Source organism: Exiguobacterium sp. H66, from assembly GCF_018618705.1.
In the GTDB taxonomy this organism is placed as follows: Bacteria; Bacillota; Bacilli; order Exiguobacteriales; family Exiguobacteriaceae; genus Exiguobacterium_A; species Exiguobacterium_A oxidotolerans.
Window position 1 is genome coordinate 1 of sequence record NZ_JACSMQ010000015.1, and the last position, 14,742, is coordinate 14,742.

Annotated in this window: 14 protein-coding genes, 3 tRNA genes, 1 rRNA gene, 1 other RNA gene and 1 other annotated feature; of the genes, 3 read left to right on the forward strand and 16 right to left on the reverse strand. The window is 46.6% G+C overall.

The window, feature by feature from the left end:
- Positions 1-344 precede the first annotated feature (344 nt).
- The 6 genes from KNP88_RS15325 to tadA all read right to left on the reverse strand — a co-directional run bounded on the left by KNP88_RS15325 (position 345) and on the right by tadA (position 4,121).
- Positions 345-563, reverse strand: coding sequence for a YaaL family protein (locus KNP88_RS15325; RefSeq protein WP_029332191.1), 219 nt, complete (start codon positions 561-563; stop codon positions 345-347).
- Positions 560-1,159, reverse strand: coding sequence for a recombination mediator RecR (gene recR / locus KNP88_RS15330; RefSeq protein ID WP_029332190.1), 600 nt, complete (start codon positions 1,157-1,159; stop codon positions 560-562). Before recR ends, KNP88_RS15325 begins: the two co-directional genes overlap by 4 nt.
- A gap of 18 nt (positions 1,160-1,177) precedes the next feature.
- Positions 1,178-1,498, reverse strand: coding sequence for a YbaB/EbfC family nucleoid-associated protein (locus KNP88_RS15335; protein WP_012368932.1), 321 nt, complete (start codon positions 1,496-1,498; stop codon positions 1,178-1,180).
- Between the two features lie 22 nt (positions 1,499-1,520).
- Complete coding sequence (gene dnaX, locus KNP88_RS15340; RefSeq protein ID WP_214767985.1) at positions 1,521-3,203, reverse strand: DNA polymerase III subunit gamma/tau; 1,683 nt, start codon at positions 3,201-3,203, stop codon at positions 1,521-1,523.
- Positions 3,204-3,300: 97 nt separating this feature from the next.
- An RNA gene (ffs, locus tag KNP88_RS15345) (signal recognition particle sRNA large type) lies at positions 3,301-3,567 on the reverse strand.
- 47 nt (positions 3,568-3,614) lie between these two features.
- On the reverse strand, positions 3,615-4,121 hold the full coding sequence (gene tadA / locus KNP88_RS15350; protein WP_088835959.1) for a tRNA adenosine(34) deaminase TadA: 507 nt from the start codon (positions 4,119-4,121) through the stop codon (positions 3,615-3,617).
- A 110-nt stretch (positions 4,122-4,231) separates the two neighbouring features.
- Here tadA and KNP88_RS15355 point away from each other — a divergent pair, with 110 nt between their 5' ends.
- Together KNP88_RS15355 and KNP88_RS15360 are read left to right on the forward strand one after the other, a co-directional pair.
- On the forward strand, positions 4,232-4,861 hold the full coding sequence (locus KNP88_RS15355) for a deoxynucleoside kinase (protein ID WP_088835958.1): 630 nt from the start codon (positions 4,232-4,234) through the stop codon (positions 4,859-4,861).
- A complete protein-coding gene (locus KNP88_RS15360) occupies positions 4,858-5,535 on the forward strand; it encodes a deoxynucleoside kinase (RefSeq protein ID WP_029332186.1) in 678 nt (225 codons plus the stop codon). The genes KNP88_RS15355 and KNP88_RS15360 overlap by 4 nt, the downstream gene beginning before the upstream one ends.
- Before the next feature lie 415 nt (positions 5,536-5,950).
- Here the strand turns inward: KNP88_RS15360 and KNP88_RS15365 are convergent, their stop codons facing one another.
- The 8 genes from KNP88_RS15365 to pdxS all read right to left on the reverse strand — a co-directional run bounded on the left by KNP88_RS15365 (position 5,951) and on the right by pdxS (position 11,353).
- A complete protein-coding gene (locus tag KNP88_RS15365; RefSeq protein ID WP_214767983.1) occupies positions 5,951-6,415 on the reverse strand; it encodes a DinB family protein in 465 nt (154 codons plus the stop codon).
- Positions 6,416-6,520: 105 nt separating this feature from the next.
- Positions 6,521-6,610: transfer RNA gene (locus KNP88_RS15370), tRNA-Ser, on the reverse strand.
- Positions 6,611-6,644: 34 nt separating this feature from the next.
- Positions 6,645-6,735 (reverse strand) — tRNA-Ser (locus KNP88_RS15375).
- A gap of 35 nt (positions 6,736-6,770) precedes the next feature.
- Positions 6,771-6,861 (reverse strand) — tRNA-Ser (locus KNP88_RS15380).
- 137 nt (positions 6,862-6,998) lie between these two features.
- The gene (gene serS / locus KNP88_RS15385) at positions 6,999-8,276 is read right to left on the reverse strand and encodes a serine--tRNA ligase (RefSeq protein WP_214894521.1); all 1,278 of its coding nucleotides are present in this window, start codon (positions 8,274-8,276) and stop codon (positions 6,999-7,001) included.
- 61 nt (positions 8,277-8,337) lie between these two features.
- Positions 8,338-8,546: a binding site (T-box leader), on the reverse strand.
- A 12-nt stretch (positions 8,547-8,558) separates the two neighbouring features.
- Entirely contained in the window at positions 8,559-9,803 is a 1,245-nt protein-coding gene (locus tag KNP88_RS15390) for a D-alanyl-D-alanine carboxypeptidase family protein (protein ID WP_214894524.1), read from the reverse strand.
- Positions 9,804-9,890: 87 nt separating this feature from the next.
- Complete coding sequence (gene pdxT, locus KNP88_RS15395) at positions 9,891-10,472, reverse strand: pyridoxal 5'-phosphate synthase glutaminase subunit PdxT (protein WP_214894526.1); 582 nt, start codon at positions 10,470-10,472, stop codon at positions 9,891-9,893.
- Positions 10,466-11,353 (reverse strand): pyridoxal 5'-phosphate synthase lyase subunit PdxS, encoded by an 888-nt coding sequence (pdxS, locus tag KNP88_RS15400; RefSeq protein WP_369834776.1) that lies wholly within the window; start codon positions 11,351-11,353, stop codon positions 10,466-10,468. The genes pdxT and pdxS overlap by 7 nt, the downstream gene beginning before the upstream one ends.
- 129 nt (positions 11,354-11,482) lie before the next feature.
- Between pdxS and pdxR the strand changes: the two genes are divergently transcribed.
- On the forward strand, positions 11,483-12,874 hold the full coding sequence (pdxR, locus tag KNP88_RS15405; protein WP_214894527.1) for a MocR-like pyridoxine biosynthesis transcription factor PdxR: 1,392 nt from the start codon (positions 11,483-11,485) through the stop codon (positions 12,872-12,874).
- A gap of 144 nt (positions 12,875-13,018) precedes the next feature.
- Here pdxR and guaB read toward each other — a convergent pair whose 3' ends face one another.
- Complete coding sequence (gene guaB, locus KNP88_RS15410; protein WP_029332179.1) at positions 13,019-14,485, reverse strand: IMP dehydrogenase; 1,467 nt, start codon at positions 14,483-14,485, stop codon at positions 13,019-13,021.
- 158 nt (positions 14,486-14,643) lie between these two features.
- Positions 14,644-14,742: ribosomal RNA gene (rrf, locus tag KNP88_RS15415) — 5S ribosomal RNA — on the reverse strand; the annotation flags it as partial.

The window sequence follows — 14,742 nt, forward strand, 5'->3', positions numbered from 1 at the left end:
TGCTCGTTTTTGTGACTAAAAGTCACGTTGACGAAGCTTGCGCTTCATTCATTGTTTGTATCCGAAGATACGTTTTTTGCCTCATCGTTCAGTTTTCAAAGTTCGTCCGCGCCTGTTTTGGCGACTCAATTAGAATACCAAGTCTGGAACGATAAGTCAACAACTTTTTAAAAGAAGTTTTTTCGTTCGTTTCAAGCGTGCGTCCTCTTTAGGACATGAATTAATATACCACGATAGTTAGGGGATGACAACTGTTTTATTAAAATAGTTTCATTTTTTTCGCTTCTTCTTTTTAAGAACAGATTAAAGGCTGCAAACCACTCGGGCTCACAGCCTTCACTCGTTCACTTCATCATGATTGAAACGCGTCTTCGTTTTGCTTCGCTTATATAGAAGAAATACAACGACTCGGCTAATTTCATTTGTGCTTCAAGATCACCATAATCATCATAACTAATCTCAAGTAGATGACGTTTCATCAAGTAGTCTTCTTTTGCTTTAGACAATTCTGTAAGGAGACGCTCATCGTATTCGTTTCGGATTTTTTTTCGAAACCAACTCATAGTTCGCGTCTTCCCTCCATCGCACGGGATAATGTGACTTCGTCCGCATACTCTAAATCTCCCCCAACAGGAAGACCATGTGCAATTCGTGTCACACGAATTCCCGTCGGTTTCAGTAAACGTGACAAGTACATCGCCGTTGCCTCTCCCTCAATGTTCGGATTCGTTGCTAAGATGATTTCCGTAATGGCTTCGTCTTCTTGAAGACGTGTCAAAAGACTCGATACGTTAATGTCTTCAGGTCCAATCCCTTCCATTGGACTAATCGCCCCGTGGAGTACATGGTACAACCCTTGATAATCTCGCATCTTCTCCATCGCAATCACATCTCGCGAATCCTGAACAACACAGACAACCGTCCGATTACGATGTTTATCCGAACAAACATAACACGGATCTTTGTCCGTTATGTTTCCACACACGCTACAATAAGAAATATCGCGCTTCGCGCTGACGAGTGCCTTCCCGAACATCAACACATCATCTTCTTCCATGTCTAAGACATGAAAAGCAAGACGAACAGCCGTTTTCGGTCCGATCCCCGGTAGCTTCGTAAAACTTTCAATCAAACGACTGATTGCTTCAGGATATTGCAATTGATTTCCCCCTACAGTTTAAAACATTCCCGGCATGTTCATACCTTGCGTAAATTTACCCATTTTACTTGAAACAAGTTCATCGACTTTTTTCAATGCATCATTCGTTGCAGCGAGGACGAGATCTTGAATCATTTCGACATCGTCAGGATCCACTACTTCTTCTTTGATGATGACGTCGATGATGTTTTTATGACCATCAGCTACGACAGATACCATTTCACCGCCAGCTGTACCTGTCACTGTCAAATCCTTAAGTTCTTCCTGAGCTTTCGCCATATCCTTTTGCATCTTTTGCATTTGTTTCATCATATTGTTCATGTTTCCCATACCACGCATATTTGTTCCTCCTCAAGTAAGATTAGTCTTCAAATTCTACGATATCACCAAAACGACCAAGCGTCTCGGATAATAAACGATCGCTTTCCGATTCTTCAGCGACCTCTTTCTCTTCTATATTACTACTATTTCGCTTTGCAACAAACTCTGCCTTTAATTCATTCCAGTCTTGATCAAGAATTGCAAGAATCTCCCGTTTGACGCCACATACTTCAAACAGGGCTTCTTCGATAACGAAACGCGTTCGTTCATTCGTCATGACTTGTTCGAAATGCCAGCCCTTCCCGTTATCAAACTCAATCAATAACGTATCTCCCGAACACAAGACGGGTTTACTTTCATGGACAAGCGAATAGATCGGACCATCTTGCTTTAAGATGAGTTTTAGAATAGCATCCCAGCGCTCTTGGATTTCAAGCAATTGTGCTTTTTCTGCTCGCATCAGCATTTGTCGAATCCGCTCTTTCGCGATCCGCACGGTCGGACGACCTTGCTTCCGTTTAGCTGGTTGCGCCGCGACTGTTTCTGCTGCCGGTACACCGTTCGCTTTCAACTGATGCATCTGTTCCTTCATTTCTCTTACTTCCTGTTGCAATGACTGGACGATTTGTCCCGTCGTACGCCCCTGTTCCGTAATTTGGATGAAGGCAATCTCGACTAAGACACGTGGATGATTCGTCAATCGCATCTGTTGTTGGCAATCATGCAGTTGTTCGATGACATGGAAACATGTTTCCGCTTCAATCATTTCGACGAACTGTTTGAATTCCTCTGTCGGACGGGCGCGTTCTAACAAATCGACTGCCGTCGGTGAGGCTTTTAGCAGGAGCGTATCCCGATAAAAGAAGACCAGGTCCTCGACGAATCGCTTCAGGTCTTTTCCTGCCCGTTGCATCTGCTCAAGTGTCTGCAATAATTGATCGACTTGATGATTATGAAGTGCGTTTGCAATCGCGAGCAACGCTTCGTCTTCTACGGCACCCGTTACTTCGAGTACGGCAGCATCCGTCAAATCCCCATTCGAGAAAGCGACTGCTTGGTCGAGTAAACTTAAGGCATCCCGCATTCCTCCGTCTGCTGCGCGTGCAATCAACCGTAACGCCGTCTCCGAGTAGGCAATTTCTTGATCGGATAAGATGAACTGCATCCGTTCGACTAGTTGGTCGACTTCATGGCGTTTGACATCAAAACGTTGGCAACGCGAAATGATGGTCGCCGGGATTTTATGGGGCTCTGTTGTCGCTAAGATGAAAATCGCATGTGCCGGTGGTTCTTCAAGCGTTTTTAATAATGCATTGAACGCTCCCGTCGATAGCATATGCACTTCATCGATGATATAAACTTTATAGGCTGCTTCTGAAGGCGGGTACTTCACCTTATCGCGGATTTCACGAATTTCGTCGACTCCGTTGTTTGAAGCCGCATCGATTTCGAACACATCCGGACTCGATCCTTCCGTAATCGCGAGACATGTCGGGCATTCATTACACGGTTCTTTTACAGGTGCGTGTTCACAGTTGATTGCTTTTGCGATGATTTTCGCAAGACTTGTCTTCCCCGTTCCGCGCGGGCCTGAAAATAGATAGGCATGTGACATCCGTTCTTCCATCAATGCGTTTTGAATCGTCCGAGTGATATGTGCTTGCCCGACGACTTCATCAAAACGCTGCGGACGATACACGCGGTATAGTGCTTGATAGGCCAAATTTGCGCCTCCTCTTTTTTAAGATCCTTGTTCTATTCTACCTAAAAAAGTCTACAACCGAAACCGGCTGTAGACTTGTTTTATAAAAATTAAACTGCCGCGCACCATATTCTGAAATATGTTCAACATGCGTTACTCACGCAGCCTGCTCAGTTCAAGCACTCCTGCGGCACACAGAGAGCACCACTTAAGGCTGCTTCCTTCCGGACCTGACCTAGTTCATGGGTATCTGTTGCGCAGGACTCAAACGTCAACGCTACTTACGTAAGGCAGACCATACCAATCATATCCCTCGATATGGAATTCAGTCTCGCTATAGCGGATTGCGAGTGACAGGGAACCGCTACATCCCCACCTAGCACGGCAAATGATTTATCGTTTTTTAGTGGCACCCGTTCGAGTGCTTTTTCATTATACTGTTTCGTCTAAATTGTTGCAACCCATTGCACGTTTCTTTGCTTTCTTTTTCGCACGAAGTTCGCGAAAGAACGCCGTTAACAACTCACCACATTCTTTTTCTAATATACCACTCGTCAGACGTGAAACATGGTTAAAGCGCTCATCTTGGATGAGGTTCATCAAAGTTCCGCAACAACCACCTTTTGGATCAACGGCTCCGAAGATGACATGTTCAATCCGCGATAACATGATGGCTCCGGCACACATCGGACACGGTTCAAGCGTCACATACAGTTCGCACCCTTCCAGTCGCCAGTTCCCGAGCTTTTCACACGCTTGCTCGATCGCGAGTAATTCGGCGTGTGCCGTCGCCTGATGATTCGTTTCCCGGTGATTATACCCGGTCGCAATGACTTGATCGTCTTTGACGATGACACACCCAATCGGCACTTCGCCGATGGCTTCCGCCTTTTTCGCCTCACCAATCGCGAGCTCCATATAATATTCGTGTCGCTCCACTTCTACTCACTCCCTATCTTTACAAAAATTCTCCCTCTGAAACTTCGGCAGGGGTCCCTGCTTTGTGCTAAAATATAAATTGCACTTTGCTGAACGGAGGGTAATTGAATATGTTCATAACGGTTGAAGGACCGATTGGTGTAGGCAAAACTTCACTTGCGAACGCCATCAGTCATCATTTCTCATTTTCTATGTTACGCGAAATTGTCGAAGAAAATCCCTTTCTTGGAAAGTTCTATGAGGACATCGAAGAATGGAGTTTCCAAACAGAGATGTTCTTTTTATGCAATCGCTTTAAACAGCTCGATGATATCGAACGTCACTACCTAAGTAAACAACGCTCTGTCGTCGCTGATTATCATATCTTTAAAAACCTGATTTTTGCTCACCGCTCGCTCAAAGTAGAGCACATCGATAAATATGAACAAATTTATTCGATCTTAACGACGGATATGCCAAAACCGGATGCCGTCATCTACTTGAATGCGAGTATCGATACACTGATGAAACGCGTCGCCTTACGCGGACGTGAAGTTGAAGAACACATGTCACGCGATTATCTCGAGCAACTCGCAGCAGACTACGAAACGTTCGTCACGGAGTATCAAATCAAACACCCGGAAGTCAAAGTCATCCGTTTTAACGGAGATGAACTCGACTTCGTCAAACGCCCAGAAGACTTGGATTATGTCTTAACTAAAATCCGCAATGAATTATATGAAGGAGCGAACCACGCATGAACTCGAAGTTACGTGAAAAATACAATATTCCGGCAGATGCCGTCATTACGATCGGTGGAATGGTCGGAATCGGAAAATCGACGATCACGAATGGTCTAGCAGACGCACTCGGCTTCCGGACATCTCTTGAAAAAGTCGATACGAACCCTTATCTCGATAAATTCTACCATGATTTCGAGCGCTGGAGCTTCCACTTACAAATCTATTTCTTAGCGGAACGGTTTAAAGAACAAAAGAAAATCTTCCAATACGGTGGTGGTTTCATCCAAGATCGCTCCATCTACGAAGATACAGGCATTTTCGCGAAGATGCACTTCGAAAAAGGAACGATGTCACCAACGGACTACGAAACGTACTCCAGTTTGTTCGATGCGATGGTCATGACGCCATTTTTCCCGCATCCGGACTTGTTGATTTATCTGGAAGGATCGTTTGAACAGGTGCTCGACCGGATTCGTCTCCGCGGACGCGAGATGGAACAGCAAACACCAATCGAGTACTGGGAAGAGATGTACGAACGGTATACGAACTGGATCAATAACTTCACGATTTGCCCGGTCCTTCGTTTATCCATCGATGAATATGATCTTCTCAATGAACCGGAGTCGATTGAACGTATCCTCTCGAAAATCGATAAACAACTTGAAGTCGCCCGGATTGCAAAAACACGTTGATTCCTCAAAAGCCCCTCGACAGTCGTCGAAGGGCTTTTGCGTGTAGACAAACTCTTATGAAGCGTGAACATGCGATAACGAAAGACAATCCGGTCGCGCTTCCCTGTCACGCCTCGTCTTCAAAGCGGCAATCTTCCGCGCCGCTACAGCAAAGCTGCAGGGTCGCGACCGATTGCTTTTCGCGGTTCTAAGCGATTCGAGACGGATTGCGCCCTAAACCGTCTGCATGACTGGCTTTCCGTCATAGTGTTACCTAAAAAGCGTCACGTTTCGTTGACTCCTGTGGGGAACGCACGTTCAGAGGCAGACAAGGGCTTGCGCCTCGCCCGAGGAAAGCAACGAAAAAAGACGCTTGATCTCCCGATGGCACTTTGTCTACAGCCTGAGCCCCTCGACAGTCGTCGAAGGGCTTTTTTTAGCGTGCTGTTACTTGTTTGATTTGGTCGATGTGATGTAAATCGTGTTGTTTCATCGCGCCAAGCAAGTCGACGATCATCATCGTTTTCCCGTTCGAAGTGAACGTATCCGTCAAACGTTCTTCCGGAATCAAATCAACGGCCCGGCTTAATAGGTCACGGCTGACTAAGAATTCATCAATCGTTAAGATTCGTTGCTGCTCGCGACTCATCTTCGCCGCTTCTTCGTTGACTTCCTGACTGTTAGGCTTCACACGGAATGGTTCGTCCGCCAACATGAATGGAAGACGTTCTGCCACCATGAAGCGGTCCCACGGTGACAAGTGACCTACGATTTCAGCAATCGTCCATTTGCCTTCCGCATATGAGCTACGCCACGCGTCTTCCGGGATGTGTTCGAGTTCACGGACGAAGTTCATCGTTTCTTTATAGTGAGTGAGTAAGGTTTCTTTTGTATTGGTCATATCAAGTGCTCCTTCTTCCTTTTTACATGTAGGAAAACATAGCATGCGAACGGATCTTGGTGCAATAAAAAAGCACCTCACACGATGTGAGATGCTCGATATAAGCGGAGTCGGTGGGATTCGAACCCACGCGGGCCTTACGACCCCTAACGGATTTCGAGTCCGTCCCCTTCAGCCGGGCTTGGGTACGACTCCATGTTAAATGTATTTTTGGGTAAAAAAAAAGAAGTGGAGGAGGCGGTGGGATTCGAACCCACGCACGGCTTTCGCCGCCTGACGGTTTTCAAGACCGTTCTCTTAAACCACTTGAGTACGCCTCCAAGTTATATGTAGTTTTCAGGTAAAAAAAAAGAAATGGAGGAGGCGGTGGGATTCGAACCCACGCACGGCTTTCGCCGCCTGACGGTTTTCAAGACCGTTCTCTTAAACCACTTGAGTACGCCTCCGTACTTATAATCGAGCAAATTGTAACGTGCTTGCCTTCCTGACATAAATTATAATAGCATCTTGGTTTTACTCTGTAAAGACCTTTTCTAAAAAAACTTTTTAAAAGTACAAAGGGGGAAGGCTCCCCCTTTTCTACTTATGCTTGAATCACTTTGAGTCCACCCATGTATGGACGAAGTACTTCTGGAATAATAACTGAGCCATCTGCTTGTTGATAGTTCTCTAAGATTGCTGCGACCGTCCGGCCAACAGCAAGCGCAGAACCGTTTAATGTATGCACGAATTCCGGTTTTGCATTCGCTTCCCGGCGGAAACGAATTTGTGCCCGGCGCGCCTGGAAATCTTCAAAGTTTGAACAAGAAGAAATCTCGCGGTAAACGCCTTGGCTCGGCATCCAGACTTCGATATCGTATTTCTTCGCTGCTGTGAATCCAAGATCCGCTGTACACATGCTGAGGACTTGATACGGTAATTTCAATCGTTTAAGCACTTCTTCGGCTTGACCAGTCAACAGTTCAAGTTGTTCATAAGACTCTTCCGGCTTAACGAAACGAACGAGCTCCACTTTGTTGAATTGGTGTTGACGAATCAGGCCTCGTGTATCACGGCCGGCAGATCCGGCTTCTGAGCGGAAACACTGGCTGTATGCTGCATAACCGATCGGTAATTGGCTTGCTGCCAAGATTTCGTCCCGGTGCATGTTCGTGACGGGAACTTCCGCTGTCGGCACGAGGAAATAGTTCGTCTCTTCGACTTTGAACGCATCTTCTTCAAATTTCGGAAGTTGACCTGTTCCTGTCATTGATTCGCGGTTGACCATGAGTGGCGGTAAAATTTCCGTATAGCCGTTTTCATCTTGATGCATGTCCATCATGAAGTTGATTAATGCACGTTCGAGACGAGCACCTGCCCCACGATAGAAAACGAAGCGACTTCCTGTGACTTTCCCTGCTCGTTCCACGTCGACGATTTTTAATTGCTCCATCAAATCCCAATGCGGGACGGCGTCGAAATCAAAGGCCGGCTTATCACCCACTTCACGGATGACGACATTATCATCCTCTGAAGAACCAATCGGGACGCTATCATGCGGAATGTTCGGGATACCAAGCAACAGTTGATTCAACGTCGCTTCGACTTCGCGCAACTCGTCGTCGATTCCTTTAATCTCATCTCCGACAGTTCGCATCGCGGCAATTGCCTCGTCGGCATTTTCTTTATTGCGTTTGAGTTCTGCAATTTTTTTCGTCGCGTCATTTCGTTCCGCTTTTAAGACCTCGGTCCGGGCAATCAGTTCACGACGTTTTTCGTCTAATGCGACGAAACGGTTCATGTCCGTTAAATCTTCCCCGCGGTGTGCAAGTTTCTCTTGGATTGCGTCAAAATCCTGACGCAGACGTTTAATATCAATCATGTGTATTCCTCCTTTTTTTCAATAAAAAAAGGCAATCCATCCCTCTCCGGTATAAAAACCGAAGAGGGACGAATCACCTTGGATCCGCGTTGCCACCCTCATTGCTAGTCGTACTAGCCAACTCAAAGACGCGATAACGGGCGTACCCGCACCTTGTTCGCAAGGTGTGCGATCCGGCTCGATTCAAGGCATCCTTCTGACTAGTTCACACCAACCACTAGCTCTCTTAACAGAATAAATTCCTTTACTTGGTCCGTTCATTGCATCGTTATGAGATTAGCTCTACTTTACACTATCCTGTTTGAGATTGACAAGACCCGGTTTACGAATCGCATCATCAATTTTATCGGACCAGGCCGCAATCGCCCGGAACAAACGGGTCTTGAAGCTCGCCAAAGCGATTCGCTCCGCACTATAGAGAAGTGATCTCGGCACATCAAACCCCGGCAAGTACATGCCTTCATCCTTCACTTGAACCGTTCCGACACTTGCGCCATTCTTGATTGGAGCATGGGTCAGATTAAACGTAAATACGGGTGGACGGGTTGCTGCGTTCTTCGGCACCGTCACGTAAAGCGATGCATCCGTGATGACGTCATAGTCTGTTTCTTCCGCACCACGAATCGGGAAGACGTCTTTAATTCGCTCGCCTTTTCCGTAATAAGTCAACGGCTCAAACGATGAGAAGCCATAATCGAGTAACTTTTTTGTTTCTGCAAACCGCGCTTGATCGGATGTCGTCCGCATGACGACTGTAATGATCGTCATGTTATCTTTCGTCGCGACACCGGCAAAACAATATCCGGCAAGATCAGTCGTCCCTGTCTTCATCCCACGCATCCCGGGATATGCGTACTTTTGATCTTTCAACATCTTATCGGAGTTTTGGAGTGTGATGCCATCCAGTTTCATCGAAGAACGACTCGTGACATCTAAGACATCGGGATAATCTTTAATAAAACGAATGACGAGTAGTGCAATGTCGGTCGCTGTCATCAAGTTCGTCCCCGGTAAGGCTGCATCGACTGCATCGAGTCCCGATGCATTTGCGTATTCTGTATTGTCCATCCCAAATGTATTCGCCGTCTCATTCATCAGCTTGACGAATTTTTGTTCTGTTCCGGCAACGACTTCAGCAAGTAATACAGCCGCATCATTAGCTGACTTGATGAACGCTGCATCATAGAGCTCACGAACGGTATATGTACGATTGCTTAACGGCACCCGTGCCAATCCTGGTGTGCCTGCTAATTTGAGTACTTTTTGGCTTGGTTGAACTTTTTTGTTCCAGCTTAGTTTCTTTTGTTCGATTTGACGTCGGACTAAGTAAAGTGTCATCAATTTCGTCATCGAAGCCGGAGGTAAAGCCAAATCGGCTTGTTCTTCTAACAATACTTTACCGGTCACAGCATCGACCATGATGTAGGATTCTGCCTTGATCGTCGGTACCTCGGCATAACTCGTCACTGGGAGTAGACTCGTCGTCAGTAAAAGGACGCTCAAGAAGAGTATGAAAAGTCGTTTCATCGTTCCTCTCCTTCAATTCATTTATACCCTCAGTGTAGCATAAAAAAAGTACCCCACAGCTTGAACTGAAGGATACTTTTTTTGTCGTTAGATGACGTGAACCGAACGTTGCTGTTTTATTTTTTCAATAAAGTAACGATGCAAACGGGTATCGTTCGTTAATTCCGGATGAAACGAACAGGCGAGATGCATGTCTGTTTCGACGACGACGAGATCGTCGTCTATGCGAGCGAGAACGCGGGTCGCTTGATCGATTCGTTCGACATAAGGGGCTCGAATAAAGACAGCTTCAATGTCCGCCCCGATTCCGTCGACGGCTAGCATCGTTTCAAAACTGTCCACTTGGCGACCGAACGCATTTCGTTTCACTTTCATCGGGATTGCCCCGAGGTGAACATCTCCTTGTTCAAGTTCCGTCGCTAATAAAATCATCCCGGCGCACGTCCCGAACATCGGTAACGTCTTTATTTTTTGTCGAAGGGGCGCAAGCAAGGCGTAGCGATCAATCAACCGGCGCATCGCTGTCGACTCACCACCGGGCAAGACAAGTCCGGCGATTCCTTCTAAATCTTCCGCCGATTTGATGATTCGTGTTTTTACACCGAGCGATGCCAACATCTCAAGGTGTTCCCTGACTGCCCCTTGTAGACCAAGTACCCCGATTACCATCCCCGTGGTGCCATCCGTTCCTCAAACGGCATCGACGTGACATCAATCCCCTTCATCGCTGTTCCGAGACCTTTCGAGAGATACGCAATTCGTTCGAAGTCATCCCGGTACGTCACGGCTTCGACGATCGCTTTCGCAAATTTTTCCGGTTGCTCCGATTTAAAAATGCCTGAACCGACGAAAACACCGTCAGCTCCAAGATGCATCATCAGCGCAGCATCTGCCGGCGTCGCGATTCCACCGGCAGCAAAGTTAACAACGGGTAGACGCCCTTCTTGCTGAATCATCCGTAAGACTTCGTAAGGTGCACCCCACTCCTTCGCCCGTGTCATCAACTCATCCGGATTCGTATGTAAAATCTGGTTGAGTTCAGCTTGAATTTTTCGCATATGCCGGACAGCTTCGACGACGTTACCCGTTCCCGGTTCGCCTTTTGTCCGAATCATCGCCGCACCTTCCGCAATTCGGCGAGCCGCCTCTCCTAAATCGCGCGCCCCACAAACGAACGGTACCGTAAACGTCGACTTCAACAGATGGTACTCTTCATCAGCCGGTGTCAGGACTTCACTCTCATCAATGAAATCGACCCCCATCGACTCAAGAATCCGTGCTTCGACGATATGGCCGATTCGGCATTTCGCCATGACAGGAATCGTGACGGCATTTACGACCTCTTCCGTGATGGTCGGATCTGCCATTCGTGCCACACCTCCATCTCGGCGAATATCAGACGGGACACGTTCGAGTGCCATGACGGCGACGGCACCGGCTGCCTCTGCGATTTTTGCTTGCTCGGCATTGACGACGTCCATGATGACGCCCCCTTTTTGCATCTCAGCCATTCCTCTTTTGACACGATCCGTTCCTTGTTGCCGTTCCATCATTCTAAATTCCCCCTTGAACAATTTGATTGATAGCTCCGTACTTACGTTTTAGTATAGTCTCGATTGACTATTTTAAAAGCATCAGTTTATGATGAAATGAACAGGTCAGTTTTAGGAGGTACTTCAATGGATATGTTATCGTTCGAGTTAATACGAGAGGGCAATAAGCCGTTATACGAGCAATTGTATCAACAGATTCGTCAAGAAATCATCGATGGACGTCTAGAGTATGGTGTCAAATTACCGTCAAAACGAAAACTCGGTCAGTTCTTGAACTTGAGTCAAACGACGATTGAGCTCGCCTATCAACAACTTGTCGCCGAAGGCTATGTCGAGTCAATTTCAAGAAAAGGGTATTTTGTCTTAGCACACGAAGAGCTCGCTTATGTAAAGAAAACACCACTAGCAACGAAGCAACGCCTTTCTCCGTCCACCTATATCCGTCATGATTTCCATCCGAGTAAAATCGATGGATCATCTTTTCCTTTTTCACGTTGGCGAAAACATGCGAAGGATGTCATCGATGAACATAATCAATCTCTTGTTTCACTCGGACACCCGCAAGGCGATCTCGCCTTACGTGTTGAAATTGCGACCTACCTATATCACTCAAGAGGTGTCATCTGTTCGCCTGAACAAATCATCATTGGGTCTGGGGTCGAACAACTTTTGCCCCAACTGATTTTCCTGCTAGGACAACATGTCACCTACGGAATCGAAGATCCCGGTTATCATGCGACCCGACTCATTCTTGAGAATCATGGACGAACAGCAATCCCGATTCCGGTCGATCAAAGTGGTGTCAAAGTCTCGACTTTAAGTCAGACCGATGTGGATATCATGTATGTGACACCTGCCCACCAATTTCCATCCGGAAGCATCTTATCCGTCAATCGGCGCCGGCAATTGGTGAACTGGGCTGCTGAATCCCCGACACGTTACATCATTGAGGATGACTACGACAGTGAGTTTCGTTATAGTGGCAAGTCGATTCCGTCACTCCACAGCATCGATAGTGAACGAGTACTTTATTTGAGCACCTTCTCCAAGTCGCTCATGCCTTCACTGCGGATTGGCTACATGGTCCTTCCGCCTTCTTTGCTTGAGCGCTATCAGACCGAACTCTCCTATTACACATGCAGTGTCTCACGTTTTGATCAAACGATTTTGACACGTTTTATGAAAGAAGGCGACTTCGAGAAACATTTGAATCGGATGCGAAAGATCTATCGGCGTAAGTTAGACATCGTCGTCAATTCGTTACGTGCTGTCTCATCCCTGCGCTTGACCGGCGAAAGTGCGGGTTTGCATGTCGTCGTTTCTGTTGCGAATGGGATGACGGAAGAAGAATTAGTCAGGCGAGCACACGACGCTTCAATTCAGGTTTATGGTTTATCCCAGTATGCACAACTTCCGTTAGAAGCAACGCATCCACAAATCGTGTTAGGTTTTGCAAGTCTATCGGAATCAGATCTTGAAGAGGGGCTTGGGGAGTTGTTACAGTCTTGGCAGTTGTAACAGCAGTCTCTCCGACTGTGAACAAAACCAGCTTGAACGTGTCCGTGATTTTCATATAGGCTATGTCGTGAAACACCTTGAGCCGCTTAACATCATTAATCTATAAACAAAAGAAAGCCCCGCATCATCTGCAGGGCTTTCTTTTTATTGGCGTGTATAGTTCGATGCTTCTTTTGTGATTTGAATGTCATGTGGGTGACTTTCTTGTAAGCCAGCACCCGTCATGCGGATGAATTGTGTGTCTTCTCGCAATTCTTCTAATGAAGCTGCTCCACAATATCCCATTCCTGAACGAATCCCACCAACGAGTTGATAGACAGAATCACCGAGTTTTCCACGGTAAGCGACACGACCTTCAATTCCTTCTGGAACGAACTTCTTATCTGCTTCTTGGAAGTAGCGATCTTGACTACCACGTTTCATTGATGCTTCAGAACCCATACCACGGTATGTCTTAAATTGACGACCTTGGTAGATTTCCATTTCGCCCGGGCTTTCTTCAACACCAGCAAGCAGACTACCTAACATGACCGCATGACCGCCAGCTGCAAGTGCTTTGACGATATCGCCCGAGTACTTAATTCCGCCGTCGGCAATGATAGAGACACCATGCTTACGGGCCTCTGTCGCACAATCAAAGACTGCAGTGATTTGTGGAACCCCCACTCCCGCAACGACACGTGTCGTACAAATTGAACCAGGTCCAATCCCTACCTTGACGACCGATGCACCAGCTTCAATTAAATCGCGTGTTGCTTCTGCTGTTGCAACGTTCCCTGCGATGATTGGAAGATTTGGATATTCATCACGAAGCTCACGTACTTTTAAGAGTACGCCTTCAGAGTGACCGTGTGCCGTATCGACGACGAGTGCATCGACGCCTGCATCAACAAGGAAACGTGCGCGAAGAGATGCATCTTTCGTGACACCGACAGCTGCAGCGACGAGAAGACGTCCGAATTGATCTTTTGCTGCATGTGGATATTGTTCGACTTTTTCAATATCCTTTGTTGTGATTAAGCCTTTTAATACACCGTTCTCATCAACGAGTGGTAACTTTTCAATGCGATGTTTGTGGAGAATTTGTTCTGCTTCTTCAAGTGACGTACCAACTGTAGCAGTGACGAGTTCTTCTGTCGTCATGACCGTCTCAATTACCGTCGAGTAGTCTTTAACAAAACGAAGATCACGATTTGTTAAAATACCAACGAGCTTCCGTTCTGTTTCGTTGTTAACGATCGGAACACCAGAAATACGATATTTACTCATTAAATATTCAGCATCGTATACTTGGCGTTCAGGTGTAAGGTAAAACGGATTCGTGATGACACCATTTTCAGAACGTTTGACGCGATCGACATGTTCTGCTTGGTCTTCCATCGACATATTTTTGTGGACGACACCTAGACCGCCTTGACGTGCCATGGCAATCGCCATTGGTGCTTCCGTCACAGTATCCATTCCTGCACTGATTAACGGGATGTTCAGTGTAATCCCTTCGCATAAGGATACAGATAGATCGACGTCACGTGGTAAGACACTTGAACGACGTGGTACAAGCAAAACGTCATCAAACGTCAAGCCCTCTTTAGCAAATTTATTCTCCCACATGTTTATCCACTCGCTTTCTCTTTGATAAAAGAATATTGATGTTATGGTAACAAGGAGAACCAGTCATGTCAATGACTCCAGTAATAATCAGAACAGTCTGAAGTTTCACACAACACAAAAAGACCGACCCGCAAGATGCAGATCGGTCTTTTTCAATTGCCTGGCAACGTCCTATCCTCACAGGGGGAAGCCCCCAACTACTTTCGGCGTTCAAGTGCTTAACTTCCGTGTTCGGCATGGGAACGGGTGTGACCACT